General features: G+C 36.9%; 27 protein-coding genes. 16 read left to right on the top strand and 11 right to left on the bottom strand.

All coding sequences use genetic code 11. The annotated features are described in order from the left end of the window. Positions 1-118 precede the first annotated feature (118 nt). The 3 genes from SUSAZ_01490 to SUSAZ_01480 all read left to right on the top strand — a co-directional run bounded on the left by SUSAZ_01490 (position 119) and on the right by SUSAZ_01480 (position 3,499). Positions 119-1,369 (top strand): MFS transporter, encoded by a 1,251-nt coding sequence (locus SUSAZ_01490; protein AHC50795.1) that lies wholly within the window; start codon positions 119-121, stop codon positions 1,367-1,369. Positions 1,370-1,612: 243 nt separating this feature from the next. Next, positions 1,613-3,094, top strand: coding sequence for a glycosyl transferase family 1 (locus tag SUSAZ_01485; protein AHC50794.1), 1,482 nt, complete (start codon positions 1,613-1,615; stop codon positions 3,092-3,094). A gap of 138 nt (positions 3,095-3,232) precedes the next feature. Further along, a complete protein-coding gene (locus SUSAZ_01480) occupies positions 3,233-3,499 on the top strand; it encodes a 4Fe-4S ferredoxin (GenBank protein AHC50793.1) in 267 nt (88 codons plus the stop codon). Between the two features lie 238 nt (positions 3,500-3,737). Here SUSAZ_01480 and SUSAZ_01475 read toward each other — a convergent pair whose 3' ends face one another. Genes SUSAZ_01475 through SUSAZ_01465 form a run of 3 tightly spaced genes read right to left on the bottom strand, consistent with a single transcriptional unit; the run spans position 3,738 to position 6,531 of the window. Next, positions 3,738-4,961 carry an FAD-dependent oxidoreductase gene (locus SUSAZ_01475; GenBank protein ID AHC50792.1) on the bottom strand — a complete coding sequence of 408 codons (1,224 nt, stop codon included), beginning with the start codon at positions 4,959-4,961 and terminating at the stop codon, positions 3,738-3,740. Then, positions 4,958-5,803, bottom strand: a complete 846-nt coding sequence (locus SUSAZ_01470) for an electron transfer flavoprotein subunit alpha (GenBank protein ID AHC50791.1) — start codon at positions 5,801-5,803, stop codon at positions 4,958-4,960. The genes SUSAZ_01475 and SUSAZ_01470 overlap by 4 nt, the downstream gene beginning before the upstream one ends. Next, positions 5,800-6,531, bottom strand: coding sequence for an electron transfer flavoprotein subunit alpha (locus SUSAZ_01465; protein ID AHC50790.1), 732 nt, complete (start codon positions 6,529-6,531; stop codon positions 5,800-5,802). The genes SUSAZ_01470 and SUSAZ_01465 overlap by 4 nt, the downstream gene beginning before the upstream one ends. Positions 6,532-7,300: 769 nt before the next feature. Between SUSAZ_01465 and SUSAZ_01460 the strand changes: the two genes are divergently transcribed. Then, positions 7,301-8,044 carry an ATPase gene (locus SUSAZ_01460; GenBank protein AHC50789.1) on the top strand — a complete coding sequence of 248 codons (744 nt, stop codon included), beginning with the start codon at positions 7,301-7,303 and terminating at the stop codon, positions 8,042-8,044. 342 nt (positions 8,045-8,386) lie between these two features. Here SUSAZ_01460 and SUSAZ_01455 read toward each other — a convergent pair whose 3' ends face one another. After that, the gene (locus SUSAZ_01455; GenBank protein AHC50788.1) at positions 8,387-8,782 is read right to left on the bottom strand and encodes a histidine kinase; all 396 of its coding nucleotides are present in this window, start codon (positions 8,780-8,782) and stop codon (positions 8,387-8,389) included. A gap of 203 nt (positions 8,783-8,985) precedes the next feature. On the opposite strand from SUSAZ_01455, the gene SUSAZ_01450 reads away from it, so the two are divergent. After that, the gene (locus SUSAZ_01450; protein AHC52410.1) at positions 8,986-9,402 is read left to right on the top strand and encodes a hypothetical protein; all 417 of its coding nucleotides are present in this window, start codon (positions 8,986-8,988) and stop codon (positions 9,400-9,402) included. A 215-nt stretch (positions 9,403-9,617) separates the two neighbouring features. After that, positions 9,618-10,208, top strand: coding sequence for a membrane protein (locus SUSAZ_01445; protein AHC50787.1), 591 nt, complete (start codon positions 9,618-9,620; stop codon positions 10,206-10,208). A gap of 17 nt (positions 10,209-10,225) precedes the next feature. Here SUSAZ_01445 and SUSAZ_01440 read toward each other — a convergent pair whose 3' ends face one another. Genes SUSAZ_01440 through SUSAZ_01420 form a run of 5 tightly spaced genes read right to left on the bottom strand, consistent with a single transcriptional unit; the run spans position 10,226 to position 14,656 of the window. Further along, positions 10,226-10,663, bottom strand: coding sequence for a hypothetical protein (locus SUSAZ_01440; GenBank protein ID AHC50786.1), 438 nt, complete (start codon positions 10,661-10,663; stop codon positions 10,226-10,228). Next, the gene (locus tag SUSAZ_01435; GenBank protein ID AHC52409.1) at positions 10,660-11,163 is read right to left on the bottom strand and encodes a hypothetical protein; all 504 of its coding nucleotides are present in this window, start codon (positions 11,161-11,163) and stop codon (positions 10,660-10,662) included. Before SUSAZ_01435 ends, SUSAZ_01440 begins: the two co-directional genes overlap by 4 nt. Before the next feature lie 3 nt (positions 11,164-11,166). After that, positions 11,167-11,535, bottom strand: coding sequence for a membrane protein (locus SUSAZ_01430; protein ID AHC50785.1), 369 nt, complete (start codon positions 11,533-11,535; stop codon positions 11,167-11,169). After that, positions 11,525-12,385, bottom strand: a complete 861-nt coding sequence (locus SUSAZ_01425; protein AHC50784.1) for a permease — start codon at positions 12,383-12,385, stop codon at positions 11,525-11,527. Before SUSAZ_01425 ends, SUSAZ_01430 begins: the two co-directional genes overlap by 11 nt. Positions 12,386-12,415: 30 nt before the next feature. Then, the gene (locus SUSAZ_01420; GenBank protein ID AHC50783.1) at positions 12,416-14,656 is read right to left on the bottom strand and encodes a DEAD/DEAH box helicase; all 2,241 of its coding nucleotides are present in this window, start codon (positions 14,654-14,656) and stop codon (positions 12,416-12,418) included. Positions 14,657-14,689: 33 nt separating this feature from the next. On the opposite strand from SUSAZ_01420, the gene SUSAZ_01415 reads away from it, so the two are divergent. The 3 genes from SUSAZ_01415 to SUSAZ_01405 all read left to right on the top strand — a co-directional run bounded on the left by SUSAZ_01415 (position 14,690) and on the right by SUSAZ_01405 (position 17,417). Next, positions 14,690-16,078: a 7-cyano-7-deazaguanine synthase gene (locus SUSAZ_01415; GenBank protein AHC50782.1), complete on the top strand. Its 1,389-nt coding sequence runs from the start codon at positions 14,690-14,692 to the stop codon at positions 16,076-16,078. Positions 16,079-16,118: 40 nt separating this feature from the next. After that, the gene (locus SUSAZ_01410) at positions 16,119-16,589 is read left to right on the top strand and encodes an ABC transporter ATP-binding protein (protein ID AHC50781.1); all 471 of its coding nucleotides are present in this window, start codon (positions 16,119-16,121) and stop codon (positions 16,587-16,589) included. 84 nt (positions 16,590-16,673) lie between these two features. Beyond that, entirely contained in the window at positions 16,674-17,417 is a 744-nt protein-coding gene (locus SUSAZ_01405; protein AHC50780.1) for a membrane protein, read from the top strand. On the opposite strand, the gene SUSAZ_01400 is transcribed toward SUSAZ_01405, so the two are convergent. Together SUSAZ_01400 and SUSAZ_01395 are read right to left on the bottom strand one after the other, a co-directional pair. Next, positions 17,386-18,315 carry a hypothetical protein gene (locus tag SUSAZ_01400; protein AHC50779.1) on the bottom strand — a complete coding sequence of 310 codons (930 nt, stop codon included), beginning with the start codon at positions 18,313-18,315 and terminating at the stop codon, positions 17,386-17,388. The genes SUSAZ_01405 and SUSAZ_01400 overlap by 32 nt on opposite strands. 16 nt (positions 18,316-18,331) lie before the next feature. Continuing rightward, on the bottom strand, positions 18,332-18,577 hold the full coding sequence (locus SUSAZ_01395; GenBank protein AHC50778.1) for a hypothetical protein: 246 nt from the start codon (positions 18,575-18,577) through the stop codon (positions 18,332-18,334). 125 nt (positions 18,578-18,702) lie between these two features. On the opposite strand from SUSAZ_01395, the gene SUSAZ_01390 reads away from it, so the two are divergent. The 7 genes from SUSAZ_01390 to SUSAZ_01360 all read left to right on the top strand — a co-directional run bounded on the left by SUSAZ_01390 (position 18,703) and on the right by SUSAZ_01360 (position 24,948). Then, positions 18,703-19,878, top strand: coding sequence for a glycosyl transferase family 2 (locus tag SUSAZ_01390; protein AHC50777.1), 1,176 nt, complete (start codon positions 18,703-18,705; stop codon positions 19,876-19,878). Between the two features lie 3 nt (positions 19,879-19,881). Then, entirely contained in the window at positions 19,882-20,493 is a 612-nt protein-coding gene (locus SUSAZ_01385; protein AHC50776.1) for a CRISPR-associated protein Cas4, read from the top strand. A 40-nt stretch (positions 20,494-20,533) separates the two neighbouring features. Then, positions 20,534-21,742: a phosphomethylpyrimidine kinase gene (locus SUSAZ_01380; GenBank protein AHC50775.1), complete on the top strand. Its 1,209-nt coding sequence runs from the start codon at positions 20,534-20,536 to the stop codon at positions 21,740-21,742. Next, positions 21,739-22,605: a ribokinase gene (locus SUSAZ_01375; protein ID AHC50774.1), complete on the top strand. Its 867-nt coding sequence runs from the start codon at positions 21,739-21,741 to the stop codon at positions 22,603-22,605. Before SUSAZ_01380 ends, SUSAZ_01375 begins: the two co-directional genes overlap by 4 nt. Before the next feature lie 93 nt (positions 22,606-22,698). After that, positions 22,699-23,394, top strand: coding sequence for a beta-lactamase (locus SUSAZ_01370; GenBank protein ID AHC50773.1), 696 nt, complete (start codon positions 22,699-22,701; stop codon positions 23,392-23,394). Further along, positions 23,387-24,100, top strand: a complete 714-nt coding sequence (locus tag SUSAZ_01365) for a glutamine amidotransferase (protein ID AHC50772.1) — start codon at positions 23,387-23,389, stop codon at positions 24,098-24,100. The genes SUSAZ_01370 and SUSAZ_01365 overlap by 8 nt, the downstream gene beginning before the upstream one ends. A gap of 26 nt (positions 24,101-24,126) precedes the next feature. Continuing rightward, the gene (locus tag SUSAZ_01360; GenBank protein AHC50771.1) at positions 24,127-24,948 is read left to right on the top strand and encodes a transposase IS605; all 822 of its coding nucleotides are present in this window, start codon (positions 24,127-24,129) and stop codon (positions 24,946-24,948) included.

Genomic DNA, 24,948 nt, shown 5'->3' with positions numbered 1-24,948 from the left:
GTTTATCTATAATGTAATGAGTTCATTTAACTCTAATTTTTAAATCAGTTAGGAACGTTTACGCAATTTATTTTATTTAAGGTAACTTTTTAACTAGAAGATATTCTGATACTTTATAATGATTAAGCCTAACGTAAAATGGATGTATCTTGTAATTCCTTTTAACGCTTCTACTGGTCCTTTGTCCACACTGATCACTCTCCAAATACTTAATCTGGGAGGAAATGCAATTGAAGTAGCGTATACAGTTTCCCTAGGCAACCTGGTCTTAATCATCGCTTCTATGTTCTGGGGATATGTGGCAGATAGGTTTGATAGGAGGAAGCAGATATTAATAAGCACGGGAGGAACTTCCCTGCCCCTATTTTTAATGATGATGTCACGCTCAATACTTCTGATTTCATTGAACTATGCATTTGCAGTATTCATGAGTACAGCATCTAGCACTCCGTTTAATCTACTTATAATGGAGACTACAGACAAAAAACACTGGGGTTCACTATTTTCTAGGTATTCCCTGTTTTCGTCAATAGGAGTTTTAGTTGGTCTCCTCATATCTACTTTCTTGATTACGTATTTAGAGATTAGCGTGATTGAAGGAATATTAGCCATAATATCCCTATCTACATTTATCCTTTGTTTTAGGTTCATTCCTAAGCCTCAAGTCTCCTTTGAGAGAACATCCTTAATACACAATAAGGAGTCTTTTTTCAGCAGAATCAGGCAAATCCCTTTAATCTTTCTTCATCTACCTAGTATTCATTCCTTTAAGATTTTTTCATTAAAGCGTCTTAAGACTCCGCACGTTAATTATGTTCCCTTACTTTACATAGGACTAATAATATTTTACATTAGTAGTGGAATATTTAACACTGTATATCCTGCAGGACTATACAAGAGAGATCTAACTGAGAATGAGGTACTGCTGGTGACCTTAGTAGGTATGTTAATACAGATAATCGGTTTTCAATTTTCCTCAAGGTTATTAGAGAATAGGAAGGAAGAAAAGCTAGCACATCTATCCCTTTTACTTAGGGGAGGAAATTACATAATAATAGGACTAATAATGCAGTTCTTTGTAGGAATACCAGTGCTACTGGCAGGATTAACGTCATATCCTTTAGCTGCTGGAATAGCTTATGCTATATTTTACTCTTCATCAACTACCTTGATATTTAAAATTTTAGGAGGAAGACATCAGGGCGCAGGATTAGGTATTTACAGTACCGTTGTGGGGGTAGCACTATTTGCAGGCTCGCTTATCTCCGGTTACATAACACATTTCTTTAGTTATGGCATTGATTTTATGATAGCAGGTATACTATTGATAATATGCTCTAGAATATTTGCCTATCTATCTTCCCAATAAACGTTACAATAGTTTTTGCGTATACTTTCTTTAATCAAATTTCTCTATCACGGTTGAGCTAGTTATTGTAATCCGACATCATAAATCCTAAGTACCTCTACTTCCATTAATTCTTTACTTCATATCCCTTTGCCCACTATTTTTCATACTGTAACACATTAGTATAATATATGATCAACTTTTCATCTGTAAAAATATTTTAGGGTCAAAACTTATAAGCAAAATCCATATAATCTTTCAGCCGTGATAATATCAATAACACCAGAAATAGCCACTGATGAAGTTCCAATTTATGCAGGAGGATTAGGCATATTAGAGGGCGACAAATATCTAGAGGCTTCAAAATATAATGAAAAGTACGTAGTGTTAACATTATTTTATCCTAATGGTCACTCAAGATATTACGTTAATAACGAAATAAGGGAAGAGGTAGTGGATTATTCTTACTTAGAGGAAAATATGACAAATGAAGGAGATATAGAGATACAAACTCGACAAGGAAATGTAAAACTAAAAGTACTGTCTATAACGAGAGGAAATGCAAAAGTGGTCTATTTTAAGACAATTAGTCCAGATTGGGCAGTAAGGGCTACTAGCAGACTATATGTTGATGACAGTAAGTTTGATTACGAGTATAAGTACATCATTCTGGCTAAAGCCTCAGAGGAATATGTAAAGAAGTTAGATAACGTTAAGGCTGTATACGCACAAGAATCGCTTGCCGGCTTAGCATTAATAAGGCTTTATGATAAATACGAAACCCATTTGGTTACTCATACCCCAGGTCCATGGGGTCATCCCTATTTCTCCTCTAGAACATTAAGGGAGGAGTTTGGAATTCATGTGGATGTGGAGGATGTAATGCTTACAAGATTACTTTTGAACTACTCTAATTATTTTCACACAGTGTCGGTAAAACATAATAACCTGACCAAAATTATGTTTCCTGAATCTAATCCTTCCCCTTTTACCAATGGTGTAAGCTTTGATAGATGGATGCATGAAGAAATAAAAAAGATCTATAATACCGGTAAGGGCTCATTTGGAGAGGCGAGAGTTAAAGCCAGAAACGATTTAGTGAGTTTATTGAGAAAATATAAAGAGATAGACCAAGATAAACTACTAGTCGTTTGGGCTAGAAGAATGACCAGATATAAGAGACCTTATTTCGTGAGCAGGTTAATCAGAGAAATGGGTAAGGACTTAAACGTAGTGTTTGTGGTAGCAGGAAAGGCTCATCCTAGGGATGCTGAAGGAATAGGCTATATGAACGAGTTTAATTGGTTAAGTAAGGAGTTAAAGAATGTTATATATATTCATGATTACTCCTTAACCAATGCAAAGTATATATTGTCAGGGGGAGACTTGCTTTTATTCACTCCATTCTCTGGGTGGGAAGCCTGTGGAACTAGTTATATGAAGGCTGGTATAAATGGCGTACCTACATTGTCCTCAAAGGATGGAGGAACTTTGGAGATAATAAAGGATGGTTATAATGGATATTTCTTCGGAGACGATATTAGAGAATTCGTGGATATATATAATTCCCCTAGAGCTAAAGACATCGATAATAGGGATTACGTTGATTTTGTTAATAAATTCCTTTACATAATAAGTAAGGCTGAATCTGATAGAGATTGGTTCAAAAATTTGAGCGAAAATACGTTCTCATCATTTATCAAATACTGTGATATAAAGAGGGTTATGGACAAAGTGATTAATTAATCGGTCATTTAGTTAGGTTATGAGAGAGTTTGATTAGTTTACTGGTCAGTAGTGGAGTAGACATATCTACAATAAATTGCGTGTAAGTGACATTACAAAAAATATTTTTATTTAGCATTTTACTAAATATCAAGTATGATACCTTTACTTAAAAGATTGGGGCTGAATACGTACACAGTAAATAACAAGTCTCACATTCAAGTTAATACTGACATATGTTTAACTTGCAAAGATAAACCATGTGTTGCCTCATGTCCAGCCGGAACATACGAGCCTTCTGAAGATGGTAGGATAATTGTTCATTATGAGAGGTGCTTGGAGTGTGGAGGAGCAATAGTCATTTGTCCATTTGGGGCTATAACATTTAACTTCCCTGAGGGAGGAATTTCGTATAGGTATGGATAAAAGTCTTGTGAAAGAAGTTCTGTAGATGACGGAGTTTTTAATTACTAGCATTACTTTTTCTCACGTAGACATGAAATCTACTACGCTACCCATAACACCGTCTTAACATATATTTCATTTAAAACCTACAAATTCGATTTGTCGGGAGGAGTATTGTAATTTCTTATTTTTCGAGGTAAAAATCTAAGGACATAAAAAACATGATTTATAACGTTCGTAACCTAAGAAAAAGGACATGTTACTTACTAGCTTTCATTAAGTCCATTAATGCTTTGGTCAACGAAATTTCTTTCTCCTTAAGCCTTTGAAGGGCTACCTCCATTAATGGTCTCCTCTCTTCTGTTACTGTAAACATATCTGTTAATACATTACATAGAACCTCTGGGTATGATGCTAAAGTCCTAGGGTCATTTATCACTGAAAACCTGTTGTATGCTAACTCTAGGTGCCTTAATACGAAGCTCTCCTTAAGCATCTGGTAATAAACATCGGTCTTTGTGTAATCATTAATCTCTTTTAGTTTCTTTGCAGCTAGTCCAGCTATCATACCTGAGCCTATAGCTAGATCCATACCTCTTATGGTAAATCCATCATTTATTAGAAAACCAGCTGAATCCCCTACAGCTATTAGGTTGCTATCATAGAGTGGAGGAAGATTTTTGTATCCGAAATATGGAATTGCATGTGCAGAATACTCAAGAATTTCTCCCTCTATACCCAACTTCTCCCTAAATGCTTCAACCAGATCTTTTGCAGGTACTTCAGATTTAGGTAGGGAATCAAAAGTTACAGCCATACCCACTGACAAGGTATCTTTGTTAGTGTAAACAAAACCTCCTCCTTTGACGCCCTTCACGGCAGCAACTATTGTTCTAACTTCACCTTCATCTTCAGGTAGATTTACGTCAGTTTTTATTATCTCTTTTGCTCCTAACATCCACTTATCTGGTGTAAACTTTCTTAAACCTAGATACCTGAACACTACAGACGTAACACCTGATGCGTCAATCACCAAGGGTGCTCTCAGGTTTCCTCTGTTGGTCTCTAGATTAATCCCTCCACTTTCTCTTTGAGCATTTGTGACTAACGTTGAATACGAGATCAACACACCTAGATTTTCTGCCTCACTTGCAAGCCATCTATCAAATTTTGCTCTTAATATAGAGTAACTATTCTTCTTTCCTTTTTCTTCAAAAGAAAAAGACAGTTTCCTGTCATTACTGCAATAAAATTCAAATGTTTCCTTAGTTATAGGTCTCTCAAGAGGGGCTCTCTCTAACGCATCTGGTATAAGTTTCTGTAGAGCATGTATGTACATTCTTCCTCCTGATACATTTTTTGCACCACTGTAGTCTCCCCTCTCTAATACTATTACACTTAACCCTTCTTTGGCTGCTGTTATTGCAGCAGATAGTCCACCTAAGCCTCCACCAACTACAATTACATCAGCATCAAAACTCATTTCTTACCCACTTTTTTCACCATTTCTTGGCAGAATTTTATTACATCCCCAACAACTATGTAGTCAGCGTTTTCGACTATAGGTGCATTCTTGTCTGTATTTACTGCTACTATTATCTTAGTATCCTTTATACCAGCTAAGTGCTGCGGCTGACCTGATATTCCTAGAGCGAAGTATACTTTTGGCTTTACTTTTAGACCAGACAAACCAATTTGTCTATCCTCTGGTAACCAACCTAAATCAGCGGTAATAGGTCTGCTTCCACCTAAAGCTCCTCCTATGGCTCTAGCCAACTCGTCAGCGAACTTTATATTCTCCTTAGAACCTATCCCTCTTCCCACTGAGACTATTATCTGAGCAGAGGATAGATCTACTCCTTCTCCACCTTTTTGCTTAACCTCAATTTTCTTAACCTTACCCTCCTCTAAATTAACGTTCTTTTTCTGTGTTTGCCTCTCTTTTGCTTCGACGTTCTTCTTGGATATGGAGACCACAATTGGGGTATTAAATTCAAGCTCAGCAATCCCCATTCCGCTATAAACTACTCTTTTAGCTTTGTTTCCAGATATGTCAATTACATCAGGTAAAATGGGGTATTTTAGTAAACCAGCTGCATAAGCTCCTATTACTTTATCCCTCTTTGTGCTTCCTGTTATAAGTAGATCTGGCTTGAGTGATGCTAGGTATTTTGCTATGGCTTCCTCATCCATCTTATCTATGAGATGTAATTCATCTGCATACTTTGTATCTGATGTCGAGACTGCTACTATCTTTTCATTTGAAAAATAACTTGATGCTACCTTTATGTATTCAGGATCTTCAGAATAGGCAACTATGTTCATGAAATCACCCCTTCTTGCCTCAAGTATGAAAGTAGTTTATCAACAGCCTCTTCCATCTTAGAGCCATCTATTATTATCTTTTTCCTCTGGATTACATAAGGAGATACTGACGCTAACTTTACCAACGGCTTTACATTTGCATTTACGCTCTTTACAGGCTTTTTAGAGGACTCAAGTATCTGCTTAACTGTAGGTATTCTAGGCGTGTTTATCTCTCCTACCACTGAAATTACAAGTGGTAATTCTGACTCAACTATTTCAGTAGATGAGATTAAGTTTCTTTCAGCTCTGATTTTCTTTCCTTCTATTGTAATGGACTTAACATAACTAATTAAAGGCAGTCCAAGTAAACCAGCTAGATATGCAGGAAATATACCACCGCTGCTATCTGTTGTAGCCTCTGAACCTATCACAAGATCAGGATTGAGTTGTTTTAATTGGTCTGCTATCATACTTGCTGTACTGTAAATATCTTGTTCTTTCATATCTATAGCTATAACCTCGTCTAGACCCATTGCTAAGGCTTCCCTAATTGCCTTTCTATCTGTATTACCTGCTGTTACACCTATTGCCTTTCCACCGTGTTTTTCTTTTATTCTTATAGCCTCTTCAATAGCGCTCTTATCGTATGTGCTTATTTTCGCTGGTACATTTAGATCTAGAGTACTTCCTGTTACTTTTATTAAAGTATCATCTGGGACTATCTTAAAAAGGGCTACTACGTTCACACGTTATATTTATCCTAGGAACTAATATATTTTGTTGATACGATAAGAAATTAGTTAAGTAATATTGTTACAGATATATCTAATACCATCAATAATGCTCTAAATTATAAATATAAAAAAATTTTAACTAAAAGAAGTCTTATCTATATTTCTAATGAAAACTCATGCATATATATTTAAAAAAAGTCACTTTCACCTAGAGATAAGAGTTAAAAATAAATCTTTATTTAATACATAAAAGCAGGAAAATTACAAAATGATGAAAGCCTTGCCATTTATGGTGGGGAGGAAGTCAGAAAATGATGGACATTGAGACAAAACTCATATCAGCTTATATTTCCTGAACTTGAATAAAAACTCTTGAGCTAAAATACATAAGTTAATAACCCTCCGTAAGAGCTATATTAGTAACTAATAGGGTTTCTATAGTCCATAAAAGTAGAAAATTATGAGAGAAATAGCTCTCATGAGACGGGGTAAAATAAATATGGATAAAGCTATATTAGTAACTAATATGGCTATCTGCAAACTTTTCGATCCCTATCCAAAATCCACCCGGGAAGACTTCTTTGACTCTGAGGAAATTCTAAACGAGGTCGAGAAACTCGTTCAAGGAAAATTTTGGCCTCTACTTATAGGTCCAAAGAGGACTGGAAAAACATCAATACTCAAAATAGTGGCTAACGAGCTAAACGGAATATATGTTGATGCTACAAATATTAGATCCATAAAACAATTCGGTGAAGAGCTGATAGAATCTAGCCTATCCTTGAGGCTCTCTTTGGATTTGAAAGTACTGAGGCTAGAGATACAGAAAACTCCCCTAAAGGGAGTGAGGTCACTTCTAAAAAAACTCGATCATAAAATTGTTTTAGTAGATGAGGTTCAAAACGTAGTCTCACCGTGGTTTTTGTCACTACTATCGAATGTCTACAACGAATCCGAAATTAGATTTGTGTTCACGGGTTCAATGATAGGACTCTCAAAGGCACTATCAGGCGAGGGGAAAGGAAAAGTTAGTAGTGTACTCAAGGGTAAACCTATACTATCAATTGAAATCTATCCATTCTCAGAAGAATTAGGTAGAAGGTTTCTTAAAACTGGCTCGGAGAGATGTGGTATAGAACTGAGCGAAGATGAAATTGAAGAGAGCGTAATGACATATAGGGGGATACAGGGGTGGTTAACGTACTACGGTAGCTTTAGAAACCTTGGTTATAGTCATAACAAGGCTAAAGATATGGTTAAAAAGGTAGCCGAAGGAGTAATAAAGGATGAGCTAGGACGACTAAGCGATACCCAAAGGGCAATACTTAGATCCCTATGCTTAGTAGAAGAGGTTTCATGGAAGGAACTCAAGAACTTAACGGAGGGTTTAACGAAGAGAGAGTTTAAGGATTGGGTATTTAATCATGCTCTAAAGCAGTTAGTAAATGCTAGATTAGTTAAGAAGGATGTCAATGGTTACAGGATTATAGACCCTATGTACAAAACGATCTTAAATGAAAAATAGAAAAAGTCAAAGTGGAAATAACACGGAATACAGTATGAATTTATTGAATTTGATTTAACGTTGCCATATAAACAGTCTGACTTCCTCCCCGCCCTGAAGGGGAGACTTTCCTCATTTAGTAAAATAATCACTGACCTAGAGCTTTAATCCTCTAGGAAAATGTAAACAAAGTAAAAACGTGAGTTTATGAACACTTAATAGAAACAGCCCTTAACTAAATTTCTCTAATCTTTAATTAGATTATTACAAATACTATGGATAATTTAGAGGACTTAGTTTTAGGTGGGATCAGTAGTTTAGGAATGGGTAATAACTAATTCATAAGAGTGAAAACCATATATTTTACCAAAAGGCTAAGTCTAATGCTATAGCTCCAACTGCTTTTACCACATCTCTCACGGAAATTACCCCTATTGTCCTGCCCTCGTTATTAATAACCACAAGGTGTCTAATTCCCCTAGATGTCATTAGTGCAACTGCCTCACTTACATCTGAGCCCCCATTAATTGACACAGGATCTCTGCTCATTATTTCGCTTATTGGAGTGTCTATAGGAATATCTTGAGCGATAGCATAAACTATATCCCTTTCAGTAACGATCCCTACTGGTCGAAAATCATTATCTACAATAACTAAGGAACCAACCCCTTCCCTCCTCATTACCTTTGTGGCATCCTTTATACTAGTCTTGAGGTCAACGGTGACTGGCTTTCTCGAAACTAATTGGGACACGAGCACAACTAATATAACTATTGTAAGTATTTATTAATTGCCCAATAGATCAACCGTGCTTAAGTTATCGGGATACGAATAAATTTAGACTAGATCAAAGTATTTAAAATTGGGAGGACGTATTGACTCGCCTAGAAATATACATCAACGTTTATGAATTTCGAAACTCCATAGCCAAGTTTAAAGTTCAAAGGGTATTACAAGGATGGATGGAGTTGGAAGGAGGTTATCTTGCTAAGGAGTTTGGGAGATATGCTGTTGTAGTAGAGAGCACTTTTCCTAAGGATAGGCTTAAAGAGTTAGAAGAACTCGACATGGGGAGTTTTCATGAGGTATTATGGAAGCCTGGAAATTTTCGGAATGTATTACCACTTCAAATAGCTGAGAGTTACGTGGAGACCTCTTATGAATTATGCCTTCAGCCATTTCCAGGAATAGATCTAATAAATAACGTAGTAAGAGATAATTTTGAGTTAAGAATTAAGGACTGTTGTGTCTCCATCAAAGTAAATGAAGCCAACATAAAAAGTGGGTTAAAGTTAATCCTTAATGCATTGAGACTTTACTATAAAATTATTGAGGCACAGGAAGAAGCTGCACTTAGCATTGCTCAAAAATCCCTCTAGTTATATGTCTTATACTTCAGTTAATCTGCCATTCTTACATTGTTGATATCAAAATTCAAGGCTAAAACTTGTTCGTACTGACTTCCTCTCCGCCCTAAATGGCGAGGCTTTCATTCTCTTGTAACTACCGATATATAGAGTTTCACTGCAAAGACTCTTTCATAATATAATTAACATCTATAATAATTCTATTTCTCAAAAAATATTTAAAGCCAATTTATGTACTGAGGTTAATGAATGTAAGTACAAACTATCTGATAATTTTCTCGTTGATGATATTAGAGGGTATAGGATTTCCCATACCTAGTGAGGTGATAATGCCATATATAGGATACTACTCTAGAACAGGAAACATGGATCTATTTCTTGGTATAATAGTGGGAACTCTAGGAAGTCTAGTAGGATCAATAATAGACTACTATATTGCGTTTAAATTAGGGCTACCTTTTCTTAAAAGATATGGTAAGCTATTCCGGTTGACCAGTAAAAGACTAGATAGATTAAATGGTTGGTTTAAAAAATATGGCAATTATGCGGTCTTTGGTTTTAGGTTTGTACCTGAAATTAGAGCCTTAATATCTTTCCCAGCCGGTCTAGCAGCCATGAACATTTTTAACTTTTTGATTCTAACTTTCTTAGGACATTTAATATGGGATTCAACTTTAGCAATTCTAGGGTATATATATTATTATCAAATTGGATTTCTGATAACAAAACTAGAGCAAGCTGCGTATTATTTAGTGGGCGCTGGTATCATAATCATAATGGCTATACTTATAATTGCCCTATTAAGATCAAGAAAATAATTTTTCTTAACTAATTTCTAAACACTTTTATTTCTCTTATAGAGCCTGTAGAAGAATATGATTAAGGCTATTTGTCCGAAATCGACTGTAAGCTCATTTATGTTGCTGTAGTGTATGTAAAAGAACAATGGTAATGGGATGATTTCAGGTCTCCATATCTCATATATGACATAAAAATTCACGTAGTTAAGGATTGAGAAGGAAAGCGCAGAGGAATCTATAATCAAGTTCGAGGTTAAACTCTTGGAGCCCCACAGGATAATAGAGGAAAAAATGAAAATAATTAGGAGTATGAAGGCTGAAAAGCTTAAGCTTACAGGTAATGCTAGATCATAACTGGGTGTTGCCACTTGTTCATTTATTGGTGTAAAGCCACCCAATACTAATCCTATTATTATTAGAATGGATGAAAATATGAGAACGTATGAGTAGTAACTAACTATTTGATTATTCACAGATGCGAATATACTTTTAGTTTTAATAAAATTTTTCCGATTTCCTTAATAAACGATATAAACTCCTGATAAGCTAAGATAACTCCTTTATGATCATTACCGAAAATAGCAAAAGTCTCATTGGCAATACAGTGTTTTGGAGTAATTAAACCATAATTCCCACAGAACCTAGAATAAATAGGAGATAAACCCTCATCTAACTTTGTATCCCTTATTTTTGTGTCCACGTGAATTTCACAGGAACAGCAGTACCAAAGCTCGTTTGAAGCCTCACCTGATACCAAATAAATTAGTTTTAGTAATTTCAAATCGCCAGGCAGATTTGGTAAAGGAATAACAATATCTTTATATCTAAGCTTGTTCCCATCATACCTTAAGTCCTCGAATTTTAAACAATATACTTCCTTCAGTTTTATGGGCTTGTTATTCTCTACACTAATTACTTCTGATCCTAATTTAACTCCTATTCTTTCTCCATCAGTACAAATCTCTATTACCATTGTTTATTTGTACAGGAAGGGGATTATGAAGATTGCAATAATCAAGTCTAATAATACTATAAAAGTAATCACTATGTAAAGCTTATTCCTCTCTGCGATGAATCCAGCTAGTCCTAAAATAACTCTAATGACCGGAGTTGCTATCAATACTATTAGACCAAATAAAATATAGTCTACACCATCGAAACGATTTAAACCTTGCAAAACCTGTATTGGACTCACTCTTGATGTGTTAAATATTGAATGCCTTGATGCTAAACGTTGAAGAGCTGTGGGATCCTGGGCTAATAATATGAATCCAAGAATTATCAATGCAATGCTTATTATTACACCAATTCTAAGTGTGTAGCTCATTACACTATCAAAGTCCATGGAAGACACCTCGTATTATCATCTCCACTCCCAGGATAATGAGAAGAGCAATAAAGATAAACCTAATTCTACTGTTCCTAATTCTAACTAACACCTTAGTTCCTGCTAAAGCGCCTATCAAGACGCCTATTGCAGTTATGCCTGCAAGGACTGGCTCTATGTAACCGAAAACCCAATATAGAGAACTACTTGTGGCTGCAGTTACCCCTATCATAAAGTTACTGGTTGTTGTACTAACTTTTAGTGGAAGATTCATTGCCCAATCCATTCCTATAACTTTCAATGCCCCAGACCCTATACCGAGAAGACCAGATATTAACCCTGCTACAAACATGACGATTTCTCCTAACCACCACCTTATTCCGTGATATTCAACCTCTGTCTTTAACGCTTGATCATAGTAGCTACCATATAATTTAAACAACTTAGTTGTCCAATCAGGTTTAACGTTTTTAGGAAGCTCATCTTTAGCTTTAGTTAACTGAACGTAAACCGAACTCAATATTACTATTCCGAAGATAATGAACAAGATATCCTCCAAATGCATTTTGTAAATTATATTAGCTATTAATGATCCCACTATGGCACCAAGAGTTGTTGCAATTTCAAGGGACATACCTATTCTCACGTTCGTTATCTTATCCTTTATGTAAGCACTCGCTGAACCACTTGAAGTTGCTATTGTTGAAATCAGACTTGCTCCTGTAGCATATGGTAAGGGAATTCCTAGAAATAACGTGTAAATTGGTACTAATACAGTTGCACCACCAAGCCCAGTGAGAGAACCAACAAAACCTGCAATAGTACTTGATAACAATAAAGTCAGGAGATATAATATCAGATTAATCATGGGACCAACATTAACTTTATCCTTTAAAAACTAAACTATGGGTTTACCATTAATATTTTGTGCAACCGAATTATCGAATTCACCAAGTTTAATTTTAGTCATCAATTTATGAGATTTTCTTCTAGATAAAATTTTATTATTATTACCACAGTATGGGCTATAAATACATTTGGGACAACCGTCTTCGCAATCACACTTTCCTGTAATATCTATAGATATGTCATAAGCTTCCTCCAACCTATCATACAACAACTTACTCACTCCACTTCCTCCAACAATAGAGTCATATATCATTACATGTCCAGTGGGGTAGCTTATGCCAGCTAGATCTGTCATGGATGCCCCTGCAACTACCCTCGCTGAAGAAATCAAAACGTGTTCTGTGGCATGATAAGCCTCAATTAAATCAAATTCATTAAACTCTTCCAATATTGGGTGTTTAATTAGAATTCCCTTTGTAATATAAGTAAATGTTATGGGCTCTTTATAGAAAAACTCCTGTTTAGGCTTATTTTTACTTCCTGATATTTCATATGTGGCAAAACCATCTACACTGATCATTATTTCAGATATTCCGTACTTTACAGGAAGACCAAATACTTTTCTTTCCTCAATCTCTTCGAAGGTCAGAAGGTGTGTGGAGTAAACGGGTTTAGTGTAATAACTTAAATCGTCTCTCACTCTCCTCAGTGTAGCTCTTAGAGAGTCTAATTTTAGGTCTTCAACAACGTAATTCTTTTTAGATATAAAGTAAATTGCCTGAGGATAAATATCATAAAGTGCAACAGGCAACTCCCTCTCTCCTAATTTATTTCCATCCTTGTCATAAAGACCCACCATAGGACCTGTAGACCTTAAGTAAGTTGATCTTACGTAGGAGTATAGAGGAGGCAAAGCTGAAACAATGTTGTCGCCAATTTTTACCTTTCCATCCTTTTCCAACTCCTCATAGGCTTTGACCCATGCTTTAGGAATTGCTCTTCCTAATCTTAAACTTCCCTTTTCAGCTAAATAAGCTGCAGCGTGAATCTTTATAACTTCCTTATTATTCACATCAAATGCCAACGGTAAGACTTTCCTATTGAAAAATTCAGTAGGCTTTCTGAGGTAATAGGCATCTATAGGGTCTTCCCCTAACAAGGTGAAGATATAACCAATCTTACTTTTCCTCCCTGCTCTACCAGCCCTCTGCAGATACCTTGTGTAGTTTGGAGGATTTTCAGCCATTATTACCACATCTAAGTCGCCTATATCTATCCCTAGTTCAAGGGTAGGAGTAGCTATGACTCCTTTAATCTTCCCTGATTTAATTGATTCTTCAACTTTTAGCCTATCTTCCTTATTTATCCCAGCTCGGTGAACATGAATTTCATCTTCACCAAACCTACTCGTTATCTTGGCAATTAGCTCAGCCATTTGTTGAGAGTCCACGAACGTGAGAACCTTGTAACCTTCCTTCACAAGAAATGCGGTAAGGTATGCAGAGAGAGTCCACCTACTAGCTGATCCAATGTTTAATAAAGCATGTATTGCGACACCTTTTCTTCTAGGTAAGCCATAAATTATCTCTCCTTTGACTCCAAATAACTCCTCAAACAAGTATGGAGATGCGTCTATTGTTGCACTCGAGCCTATAACATGGTAATCAGTTAACTTCCTTAACCTATCACTAATCATCCTTAAATGTGAGCCTAAAACACCATCGTATGAGTGAACTTCATCAAATACGAAATGATCCGCTGTTCTAATCAGCCTTCTAAACCTATAGCTGAGAGGTAGACCTATGTGAATCATATCAGGGTTTGTAATCAGAATGTGTGGAGGATTTTCATATAATCGCTTCCTCTCTCTTTCAGGCGTATCTCCATCAAAAACTCCCATCTCTACTTCTAGCGATGATGCTAATCTCCTCACTCTCTCCAACTGATCACGAGCTAATGCCTTCGTGGGATAGACTAAAACACTCCTCTCCCCTTTTAATGCAAGATCCAATAAAGGAATTAAGAACGCTTCAGTTTTTCCTGTTCCTGTTCCAGAAACTATCATGACATTTTTTCCCTTAATTATTTTGTTATAAGCCTCCTCTTGAAACTTATAGAGTCTGTGTATCCCCACTTGCTTCAGCATTTGTTTCAAATGTCCATCTAATGGTAAGTCCTCTATCTTAGACCCTAAATCTGGTTCAAGAGTAGTCTCCGTAAATATGTGGGCAATCTTGACGTTAAAATACGATAACCTCTCTGATACCTTATCAATTAATTCAGTGGACAATTTTATTACTCCTCCTTTCCTATTTTCCTAACCATGTGTAGTGTAACCGGAGTATTAATTCTAAATCCTCGCAATTACAAGGAAATCGAGAAGAAATTAGCCAAAATCTTAATCAGGGCTGAAGATAGAGGAAGGGATAGTTTTGGAATAGTTGTAATTCAAAGTGACGGGTCTACTAAATCCTCAAAGCATGTGGGGAAGCCATCTCTTCAAGAGGAAAAATTATACGGGATACTTGATGAGAACAGTAAAGTGGTTATAGCCAACAATAGGGCCGAACCAACGACTGAATACGTGAGACGTAAAACTGAAAATGACATACAACCCTTTGAGGGAGAGAGATTTGTTGTCACCCATAACGGTATAATAGCCAATGACATGGAATTAGAGAAGAAGTATAAAGTGTCTAAATTATCGAGAATAGACAGTTCAGTACTCCCCCCTGTACTGGACAGGTCATGGAATGGTAACTTGGACTCATTAACGGAAATTCTGAATAACATTAGAGGGAGTTTCGCGCTAGTTATAGGAGATAAAAAGAATCCAGACAGGATATTTATAGCCCAAAACTTTAAGCCTGTTTATATGATGTATGATAGAGATCTAGGGGCTGTGTTCTTTACATCTTTAGATGATTACTTTGAGGCAACTGAGCTTGACAATATAACAAAGTTAGATCCCTATTCTGTTGTCATGGTTAATGACAAACTTGAGATCAGGAAAGTTCCATTGTTAAAAGAGAAAAGTAAGAAGAGAATTTTAGTAGTTGCAAGTGGTGGTCTAGATTCCACTGTAGCTACAACTTACCTAGTCAGGCAAGGTCATGAGGTCACACTTCTTCACTTCAACTATCATCACAGGGCAGAGGAAAAAGAGAAGGAAGCTGTGAGAAAAATCTCTGAGTACCTAAATGTTCCTTTTGTAGAAATAGATACAGACTTATTCAAAATTGTGGGTCATTCAACCCTAATAAAAGGTAGTAGTGGAGAGATAGTAAAGGATAGGAAGGGAGAAGAAGGTGCCGAGTTTGCCCATGAATGGGTTCCAGCTAGAAACTTGATATTCTTCTCAGTGGCTTTGGCAATAGCTGAAGCTTATGGTTTTGACGCAATCGCGTCAGGTATAAACTTAGAGGAGGCTGGTGCATATCCTGATAACGAGATGGAATTTGTAAGGATGTTCTCTAGGCTAGTTCCCTACGCTGTTGGTCCCAATAAGAAAGTCGAAGTGTTAATGCCTGTTGGGAATCTAGTGAAACATGAAATAGTTAAACTAGGTGTCCAGATTGATGCCCCATTACATTTAACTTGGAGTTGTTATGAGGGAGGTAATAAGCACTGTGGTAAATGTGGTCCATGCTATATGAGAAAAGTGGCGTTTGAGGTAAATGGATTGAAAGATCCAGTTGAATATGAAGCTTAGGAAAAGATTAAAATAGTTTTAGATTAAATAGTGAAATTGAATGGTAGAGGGACCCTTACATCCGGATGCAAGAGTAGCAGACCTATTAGGATTACTTTCAGTTCTATACAACACCTTTGATGGAAAAGCTGACGTTTACGTTCTAGAGAAGGAACTGGAGGTCGATATTGATGAACTAATGCCTATTCTTTACGCAGCAAACTCAATGGGTTTTATTAATCTAATTGAAGGGGACACTATAATAACAGATAAGGGAATAGAGTTTATCAAAGGAAATATTAAGAGAAGAAAAGAGTTATTAAGGGAATCCTTAGATAGGATTGAACCTTTCAAAACAGCTAAGGTTTTGAAGAGATTTAAGACTGAGGATTTGTTGAAGTCACTTGAAGAAAAGGGAATTACATTATACAGTAGTCCCTCAGGGCTAAGAGATCTGGAGATAATATTAACTGAATGGGGTATATACTCTAATTTCCTGAAGAAGGATGGAGAGGAATACGCTATCCCCTAAGCTAATTATGATTTGTCGTATTACTGTATTACTAATTTTGATGGGGCGTAATTCAAGAATAGTTTAAAAATGTAAAGTTTAACCATGAATATAATGGAGGAGCCAATTGTTCATAATACGCATGAAGCTGATATCTTCAGAACTAAAGTTTTCGGAATACAAGACGGGCTCATAGGCGTAGGCGCCTTAATATCTGGCGCATCAGGTTACTCTCATGACCCTTTAATAGTCTTAGTAACAGGTTTGCTCGCAACTATAGCCCAGGCTTTCTCCATGGGCGTAGGGGAATATATATCCACTAGAGTCAGATCTCAAATAATAGAGAATGAAATAAAGAAGGAGAAGTTCGAAATAGAAAACTATCCTGAAAAAGAAAAAGAAGAACTTAAATCATTTTATATGCAGAAGGGGTTAACAGAGAGTGAAGCTGAAAAAATTGCTAGCAAGATAATGACCAATAAGTACGTTGTACTACAAGAGATGTTAATCCATGAGCTAAAGATGACACCGGAGGAATTTGAGAGTCCAGTAAAGTTAGGATTTCTAATGTCCTTTTACTTAATAGTCGGTGGTATTATACCACTAATACCATTTATTTTAGGGATGTTCTTTTCAATACATTTCCTATATTTAGTTGTGTCCTCAATGGCTGTTATACTTATCACATTGGCTATTTTCGGTGTCTTATCTACTAGATATACTGGTCTCAGTAAGAGTAGGGGTGCTTTTGAGCAGATTGGCACAGGGTTAATTGCACTAGTAGGCAGTTATTTCGCCGGTATGATAATATCTTACTTTATCCCCCTTCCCCAGCACTTAGTAATTTAGCTAACCCCCTAGGTATTTTAGCAGGTCTATTATCTCTTTGGAATAGTTCCCTTCTTTTTGCCTCAAGTAACTGAGGTGGTTCCCTCAGATACTCGGAAGCCGAAATTACTTTACAACCTACGCTGTTTGCAACCTCTTTCACAGGTTTTAACACACCTTCGTAATTTGGATCCCTGAGCATATGATGATCAATTATAGCGTACTGCAAACCATTTCTAACCACTTCTTCCATGTTTTTTATCTCTGTGTCAAGTTCATCCTGTGACAGTGCTCTTCCTAGTAGGTAACTTAATGGTCCGTCTATTATAAGGAAATTTGGTCTCACTGACTTAATGAAGTCTATATGTGAATTCTTCGGTGCTCCTTCTATATCGGATGTGAATAGTACAGTTGAGTCCTTATCATTTATAGCTACTTGTATCACATACCCTAGTCTCTCATCGGCACCATGAGGAACGGCTTTTGAAAATTGAATAGTAGTTGAGCCATACTTTACAACTTTACCATCTGCACTTTCTATTGTTTTAGGCTTTCCTGATATAGTTTTAATGAAGCGTGGAGCTCTCCTGAACTTTTGGCTTGGGTTTATGAAGTTTTGTGGATCCTTAATGTACACAGTCTTGTTTTGGTATATGTCTAGTGGGATGACATATCCTGGATCATGGTGATCGTAATGATAGTGGGTTATTATTATGATGTCCGCACTTTTTGCCTCCTCATATATTTTCTTTGCAAGTTCCGTGAGCCTGTCGACCTCGATCTGGTGAGGGGGTAAGCCAAACCTCCTTGGAGCTAAGGATACCGCAGGGTCTATCAGTATTCTCGCATCCTTTGTCTCCACCAGTGTTGCCTGCGACCTTACTCCAAGGCTCTCAAACGCTAAAGGTTTAAATTCCATTTGTTATTTTATCTCCTTAGAACCTTAAAGATATTATGTCTAATAGCCCTTCCTTAAGGGCTTTCTCTCCTTCTTTGACACTTATATATGCCAGTCTTAGACCGTAGTTTGTTCTTCTCTCTGCTATTTTACCCATGCCGTAAAGTGCTAGTCCGGTTACTGTTGTGGCATGAAATGGATCGTCTAGTACTAGTGCCACGAACTTGCCTAGTCTTTTCAGGCTCTCCCCCCTCTTCTCGTAGTCACCCAGTAGCTCTCTCACAATACATATATTGGGCATTTTCTCTTTTACGCTAAAGGGCAGTGTATTAAGGTAACTCCTAATCCCAGTATTATAGTCTAATACCACGAAAGAGTTTTAATATATAGATTGGAAAAGGATTATCAATGCTTAATGAAATCGTAGTATTCTTTAGCATACTAGTTTCATCATGGAACATTTATAACAGTGCTCTATCATTCTATGGGCTTACTTGGAGGATGAACCAAAAAATAGAATACAGCGATAAAACTTTCTCTATTCTAGTGCCAGCAAAAAATGAGGAGAAGGTTTTAGGCAGACTCCTTGATCGGTTAATAAACCAAGAATATGATAAATCTAAATATGAGATTATAGTTGTTGAGGACGGATCAACAGATAGGACTTTTCAAATTTGTAAAAACTACGAAGAGAATTACGATAATGTGAGATGTGTCAAGCTGGATAAATCTAATGTTACTAATGGAAAGAGCAGGGCGTTGAACTATGCCATGAAACTTGCAAAATTTGATATAATAGGAGTATTTGACGCAGACACATTTCCTAGGTTAGATGTTTTAAGCTATGTGTCAGGATCCTTTAATTCAGATAACGTTGTGGCTGTTCAAGGAAAGTTAATTCCAATAAATGTTAGGGAAAGTATAATAACGAGATTTGCCAGCCTTGAAGAGCTTTTTAATGAGTACTCTATCGGTGGAAGAGCCAGATTTGGATTGTTTGTTCCCTTAGAGGGTACTTGCACATTCGTTAAAAAATCCATTATAGAGGAGATGGGGGGATGGAATGAATATAGCTTAACCGAAGATTTGGATTTGAGTGTAAAACTGACTAGTGCTGGTTACAAAATAATGTATAACCCTAATGTGGTTGCATGGAGAGAAGTCGCCAGTAGTTTGAGATGGTTAATAAGGCAGAGGTTGAGGTGGTACAGGGGACACTTTGAAATTTCATTATCCATGCCCAAGAAGATTGATCCCAGGATATTTGACGGAATACTCCTTATAGGAACTCCTATATTTATGTTGATGAACCTCGTAAATTACTCCCTAGTCCTAATATATCAAACACCGCTTTTCGTCGTGACCATGGTAATTGTTTCTACAGCAACTCTTTTGTCTTTCATAACAGCACTTGGAATATCGAGAAAACACTTAATTGAATATCAATACTCTATACTATCCCTCATTTACATGAATTTCGTAATGTTATTAAATGTCACAGCAGTATTCTTGGAAATAGTGAGAGTTCCAAGAGTTTGGATAAAGACGGAGAGAAGTGGGAAGATATCAGTACCTGAGGTGTAGCTTATGCTAGTTGAGGCTCTTATAAATTCCAGGATAAAGGACTATATGTCCCACCAAAGAGAAGAAGGAGTATTATACGTTACAGACATACTGAGATGCCCCATGAAACTTAGATTTGAGACCATGTATAAAGAGATTGCACTATCTGAAGCATTCACTCCAGCTACTATGCTCGGAGACCTTGTTCATTTAGGACTACAGGAATTCATAAAGAGTGTATACCCCAACTCTCAAATCGAAGTTGAAGGAGAGAAGACTATTCCAGTAGACGGAAAGGAGATAAAGATTAAGGGTAGAGCAGACGCCATAATACAGATAAACGATGAAAAAGTCATAGTGGAAATAAAGAGCGCTAGGGCAGACAGAAGTCTACCACATGAACATCACAAATATCAACTGCAAATTTACCTTTGGCTTTTTGGGTTAAAAAGAGGACTTTTGGTATATGTAACACCAGATAGGGTCACCGAATACTCGATAAACGAACCCGCTGAGGAGGTCACTATAATAAGATTAGCAGAAGAGACGTTGAAGGCTAAGATAGCTCCACGTTATTCCTGGGAATGTGAATATTGTGTCTTTAAGACGTTGTGTCCCTACAAGAAAATAAAGTGACTAGAATTATTTTTATTCATGCCCTTCACTCTAATTATTTGTGAGGAAAAGACCTGTAGTTATGACAATAGCAGGCAGTGATTCAGGTGGAGGTGCAGGATTACAAGCTGATCTAAAAACTTTCACAGCATTAGGCGTATTCGGGACAGTAGTAGTCACAGGCTTAACGGCACAAAACACTAAAGGTGTATTCAAAGTCCTTGAAGTTCCTCCAGATTTTGTGGAGTCTCAAATAGATGTGATTATGACTGACCTAAAGCCTGAGTACGCAAAAACAGGAATGCTAGCTAACTCCCGTATAGTTGAGGTAGTGAGAAAAAAGGTAAGGGAATACAACATAAGGCTAGTACTTGACCCGGTAATGGTAGCTAAATCAGGCGACCTACTGGTAACAGAGGATACTGTGTCAGCTTTAAAAGAGTTGATAAGGGAATCCGTAATACTCACTCCGAATAAGTTCGAAGCCGAGAAAATAGTAGGAAGGAAAATTGAGAACTTACTAGACCTTAAAGATACTGCTCGTGAGATCTATACTAAGTATGGCGTTGATGTTGTTGTAAAAGGAGGGGGAAGCTTAGGAGGAATGGATTATGCCATTGTTCAGGGAGAAGAGATTGAATTACAGAGTAAAAAGATGGAAACTAAGAACACTCATGGAAGTGGGGATGTGTTCTCTGCCTCTCTCACCGCGTATTTAGCTAAGGGTCACAAAATTAAGGAAGCAATAAAGATGGCTAAGGAGTTTGTGTCAAAATCAATAGAGTACTCATTAGATTTAGGGGAGGGTAATGGTCCAGTTGATCCTTTTTCTAATGTGGAAAGGATAATCGAAAGAGAAACTGCAAGGGAGGATGCAGAGAATTTGTTGTGGCAACTAGAAAGAAATCCTAAATTAATAAGGACTGTATTGGAGGAGGAAGACAAGAGTAATGTTGCTGTTCTAACCAGTTATCAAGACGTTGCGACATTAGCCGGAGGTATAATACCTTACCTAGATAAGATTAAGGTTGATGGACCTGTACTAATAAACCTCAATAATAAGGTTACACAAATTGCCAATGAGCATAAAAGGAGAATAGTTCTATCAGTTTCCTTAAACAGTAATCTTCTTAACGCTGTTCAGGAGGGTATAATAAAAATTACAAAGAGCGGTCTTGATGGAGACCTAATACTACATGAAGGTAGGGCTTATCTCACGGCTAACACTGTAGAAGAGATGATAGAGAAACTTAAAAGGGTGTCAAAATGATCGTTGTTGTTGGAAGTTATAATGTGGATTTTCTAATTAAGGTTAGAGATTTCCCATCAGAGGGAGAAACAGTTTTCAGTGATGGTGTCTACATAGATCACGGAGGGAAGGGCTCAAATCAAGCTGTATCTGCGTCAAGATTAGGTGGAAGCGTTAGGTTAATCTCTGCAGTGGGTAATGACGAGTTCGGAAAAAGGGCTATAAAATTTTGGGAGGACGAAAGGTTAGATATTGCGTATGTGAAAATTAAAAACGCGTTAACAGGCTCTGCTTACATAGTCTTTGATAGGAAAGGGAGGAACTTCATAGTTGTGAATAGAGGAGCAAATGCTCTCCTCAATGAAGAGGACTTAGATGGATGTTTAAATGGAGATATTTTACTTACACAATTGGAAGTGAACGAGAACATTGTTAAGAAAGCATTGAAGGAGTTCCCCGGTGTTAAAATATTAAATCCAGCCCCTGCTGTTCTTAATGACAAGTCCCTGCTCGAATACGTTGATATTTTGACGCCAAATGAAATTGAGTTTAAGGAATTGACAGGCACTCAAGATTTCAACTACGGAATAGACTTACTCTTAAAGAAAGTTAAGAGGGCAGTAATAGTAACGTTAGGTGAAAAGGGAGCTTACATAGGCACAAGGGAGAGGAGAATTTTAATCCCTACACTTACAGTAGACGCTATTGACACTACAGGAGCTGGTGATGTTTTTAATGCATCCCTGGCGGTTTACCTTGAGAAGGGCTATAGTTTAGAGAGGGCGGTGAGAATCTCTAACATAATCTCAGCGTATTCAACTACAAGGATAGGTGCCTTAGGACCCAGGTTGAGCGAGGTGAGTGAATTAATTGAAAAAGAGTGAAAAACCCAGGAATAAGGTCGGAATAAAAAGGTTAAATAGCAAACATAAAAGCCCATGTCCTTACTGTATAATGTATTTAGAGAGTGAGGAGAAGTGAAAATAACCTTTGTGGGAACTGGAGCAGGATCAACAAAAGGGAGTAAAAGAGTGAAGTCCTCCATATATGTTAAAGGGAGCGAAGCGTCAATACTACTGGATTTAGGTTCTGGAGCTAGTTTCAAATTAGATGACCTGGACCTAGTAGATTTCTCAACTATATTTGTAACACACTTACATATTGATCATATAAACGGGATCCCTGATCATTTAATATACAGAAGAATCTTCGGTCTTCCTGATGTGGAAATTAAATCTCCCCCTGGACTATATGAAATATTGAGCTCTTATCAGAGGTGGAATGGCATAAACATAAGGCTGGTTGAGGAAAGTAAGCCTAATGGAAAGGTAGGGGACTTAAACGTATATTCTGTAGAGGCTTGCCATGCAATATACGCTGTTTCGTATGTGATAACTGATAGTAAAAGAAAAATTGTTTACACAGGAGACACGTCCCAACCCTGTGAGCCAGTTATGGAGGAAATCAAGGATGCTGATTTGGTCATTCATGAAGCAAGTTGTCTAGAGGAGTGCTCTAAGTATGGGCATACATCTGTTAAGCAACTACTATCAATGTTTTCAAGTCCTAACAAGTTGGTTATGACACATATACCTTCGCAAATAGAAGATCAAGTTAAATTAATAGCCAAGAATTATATAGTAGCATATGATGGGTTAGTATTAAATGTGTAGATTATTAGGGTTTTCAGTAAAAGGTGAGGTTGACCATAAGGCTTTGAAAGCCTTAATTGACGCTGCAAGAAATGATTTGTTCTCCAGATACCTGAATCACCCTCATGGTTGGGGAATTTCAGCAATAATATATAGGGATAATAAACCTAGAGTACTCTACTTCAAGTCTCCAATTCCTATATATGATGATCCCACGTTTTATGACATTGCAAGCCTATTAAAAGGAGACAGAGTAATAGGCATGATTCATGTCAGGAGAGCTGGAAAGGGTTTTCTTCTAGGAGTAAGGCATAATCACCCATATCACGTGAGGACAAAGAATCTGGATATTTACTTCGCCCATAATGGATCTATAAGTAGAAAAGCATTTGAAGACCCAAACTACCCTTCAACAGATAGTTACCTTTTCCTGCAAGAAATAATAAAGAACATCGATAGAAACAACCTTGATGTGAAGAGAGCCTATGAGGAGACAATAATCAAGCTGTCTGAGTTTTCAGTCACTTTGAACTCAATACTCTTATCTTTAAGTAATGAGGATGTATCTCTCTTGGTCGGTCATTATTACAATAAGAATAAGATGAGGGATGTTGAAGATTACTACAAGATGTATAGATATGAAAACTTTGTTTTCTCTTCCACTGTTATGTATTACTATGGAGTTAAAGGTGAGGAATTAAGACAGGGTAGTGTAATCGAAATTTAAATGTATGTCTAATCATAATTAATCTTATGGAAGAGCTGATAGAAGCTAAAATTTTGAATTACGGAAAATTAAAAGAGATTCATAAACAGATTTTGTTTATCAGGGAGTACTCGAAGATAGTGAAGGGAGGTCCACCTCCCTCAAATATACCCCGTGAATTGTATTATCAAGCCACCTCCTCAAGTAACAAAATAAGATACGGTCCATTGAGAATAATAGGAAATACAAGTCCCTATAGAATACCTGAAGTCGATGCTCTAGTGAGTTCAACAAGAAGATCACCTCCTCTCTATGCTATAGCTGAATTTTCAGACGACGTGAGAGTTTTTCTTGCTTATGAAAAGCCTAAATCAATAGTTGGTATTGATATCGGGGTTAGGCACTTAATCACAGTGGTGTCGATTAGAGAAGATAACCTCTGGAAGGTAAGATATTGGGGAAACGATGTCATAACTGAAGAGATGATAAAGGTAATCGGTGATCCGCAAGGAGTTTCTGAAATAAGGACGATAAAGGGTAAGATTGGTAATATCATAAGAGATGTTGTGTCATTTATCCAAGACCTTAACCCTAAAGTAGTTGCAATAGAGGATTTAGAGTATTTTGAAAGTAAAATAGGCAGTGCACTGAGAACTGTGGAGAAAGAACTAGAGAGTCACCTATATAGGAAGGGAGTTAAGTTCAGAAAACTTCCCCCATATTACACAAGCAAAATTTGCTCTAACTGTGGATTCAGGAGAGGTGAAGTGATGGGACCGCTATTTGTCTGTCCATCATGTGGTTACAAGGCTGACAGAGACTTTAACGCTGCGTATAACCTGGCACTACAATGTAAATATACTTGTTAG

Origin of the sequence: Sulfolobus acidocaldarius SUSAZ (assembly GCA_000508305.1) — an archaeon.
Classification (GTDB): domain Archaea; phylum Thermoproteota; class Thermoprotei_A; order Sulfolobales; family Sulfolobaceae; genus Sulfolobus; species Sulfolobus acidocaldarius_A.
The sequence above is the reverse complement of the archived record's forward strand: the minus strand, read 5'-3'. Positions and strand labels throughout refer to the sequence as shown.